Raw genomic sequence first — 1,743 nt, 5'->3', positions numbered from 1 at the left:
GACGGCCTCGAGCAGCGTGGTGCGGGCCTGGCGCCACCCGATGTCCTCGGTGCGGCCGGCGTCGGTGGACCAGCCGGGTAGCGGTCGGCCTTCAGTTGCCGTGGTGAGCGCGCGGCCCAGCTCGCCGATCGGCTGCTGCCAGTCGGCCAACTGCCCGAGCAGGCCGCGCACCAGTTGCGTGGGACGACCTGTGCGGGGCGTGCGCGCAGGAGTCCGTCGCTCGTGCGGAGGCCGAGCGGGTGGCGCGGCGCCAGGCCGATGACGTTGCGGCTGGCACGGCGGCCGAAGCGCAGACATCGAGGGCCCGGGGTCTGTTCAGGCGTCGCGGGTAGCCGTGCGGCCCGGGGAGTCCGGGCAAGCCGCCCTTTCGAGGACGGCTTGCCCGGCAGGAGACGGCTGGGCTCAGGAGCCGAGTGCGGGAGGGTTGTTGTGGTGGCGCAGTCGGGGCCACAAGGGGTGTTCGGCGAGGGCGTCGAGCAGGATCGCGGCCACCGACCGGTCGACGATCCGGGTGCGCTTGACCTCGTCGATCACGAAGGGCATTCCATGGGCCCACAGCTCGTGGGCGGCCGTGTTCATCCGCCGGCTGACGACACCCAGAGCCGTGAGGGCCGGCTTGCCGGGCAGCTCCGGGTAGACGTACTCCGCGAGGATCTGCCCCCGGACCCCGGGCGGACCCGGATTCGCGCACACCCGCCACACCACGTCCAGCTCCTCCACCGTGTGCAGCGACTTCACCCAGGACCGCAGCATCTCCTCCGTCCAGGCCTGGTAGTCGTACCGGCTGGGCGGCTTCCACACCACGTCCTCCGGCAGCACCTCCGGCCGACCCCCCGGCTCGAGCTGCGGCATCCCGTAGGCCGTCCGCACGGTACGGATCGCGTCCTTGTACGAATCGATCTCGGTGTTGAATCTCAACGCCCACCCCCCAAGCTCAGCACACTGTGCCCGGAGGCTACCCGGAGCGCACCGCCGCAACAGGGTGTTCCGGGGGAGTCGGGCCGCGGGGATGGCGGGGTCCCGACACGCGTGCGTGACGTGTGCGTACGAGGGTGGTGGACTTCCTATGGTGGCCGGCATGGATCACTACGCGGGGCGGCGGCGCGGCTGCCGGAACCTCACCGATGTCCAGGACGAGTTGGCGCGGCGCTTGGAGGCGCGGGCGGGCCGGTTGCACGCGGAGGCCGGCCGCGACGGCGGGGACGGACTGTCGGTGGTGGAGGCGGTCGTCCTGGCGGCGGTCCAGCTCGGCCTCCAACCGCCGGCACCGGTCGCGGGGGCCGGCCCGCAACCGGTGGCGCGCCGGGTCGTTGAAGAGCCGGGATCTATACCGGTGCGGGCAGGCCCTGACCGCGATGTCCGTGTCGGCCCAGGTTCTGACGCCTGACGTGCTCCGTGCTCCAGGATCTGCGTCGGGCGTACGGCGATGTCAGTGTCAGGTGTCGCCACCACGGCGGCCGGGGCCGTGCCGATCGATCGGCTGCTGATCGGCCCTTGATTGGCTGCTGATCGGCTTCTGATCGGTTGCCCGTGCCGATCGGGAGTCGATCAGCGGCCAATCGGGAACCGATGCCGGCCTGCGGGTTGCGATCAATTGATCAGCGCCGCCCACCCCTGGGCGGGAGAAGCGCGCCGACGGCTGGCTCGGCTAGTGTGATGCGCCGGAAATCTCAGGGCTAAGTCTGTAGCCTGTTTTTATGCCCCCGGGTCCTCGTGCTGTTGAAGTCCGCTTGTCTGATGAAG

At 70.9% G+C, this 1,743-nt stretch carries 2 protein-coding genes; one reads left to right on the top strand and one right to left on the bottom strand.

All coding sequences use genetic code 11. The annotated features are described in order from the left end of the window. Positions 1 to 402: 402 nt before the first annotated feature. Positions 403 to 918 carry a hypothetical protein gene (locus tag ACFY04_RS43670; protein WP_389126638.1) on the bottom strand — a complete coding sequence of 172 codons (516 nt, stop codon included), beginning with the start codon at positions 916 to 918 and terminating at the stop codon, positions 403 to 405. A 160-nt stretch (positions 919 to 1,078) separates the two neighbouring features. Here ACFY04_RS43670 and ACFY04_RS43665 point away from each other — a divergent pair, with 160 nt between their 5' ends. After that, entirely contained in the window at positions 1,079 to 1,387 is a 309-nt protein-coding gene (locus ACFY04_RS43665; protein ID WP_389126637.1) for a hypothetical protein, read from the top strand. The last annotated feature ends 356 nt before the right edge of the window (positions 1,388 to 1,743 follow it).

Source organism: Streptomyces sp. NPDC001549 (genome assembly GCF_042894025.1).
Taxonomy (GTDB): domain Bacteria; phylum Actinomycetota; class Actinomycetes; order Streptomycetales; family Streptomycetaceae; genus Streptomyces; species Streptomyces kutzneri.
The sequence above is the reverse complement of the archived record's forward strand: the minus strand, read 5'-3'. Positions and strand labels throughout refer to the sequence as shown.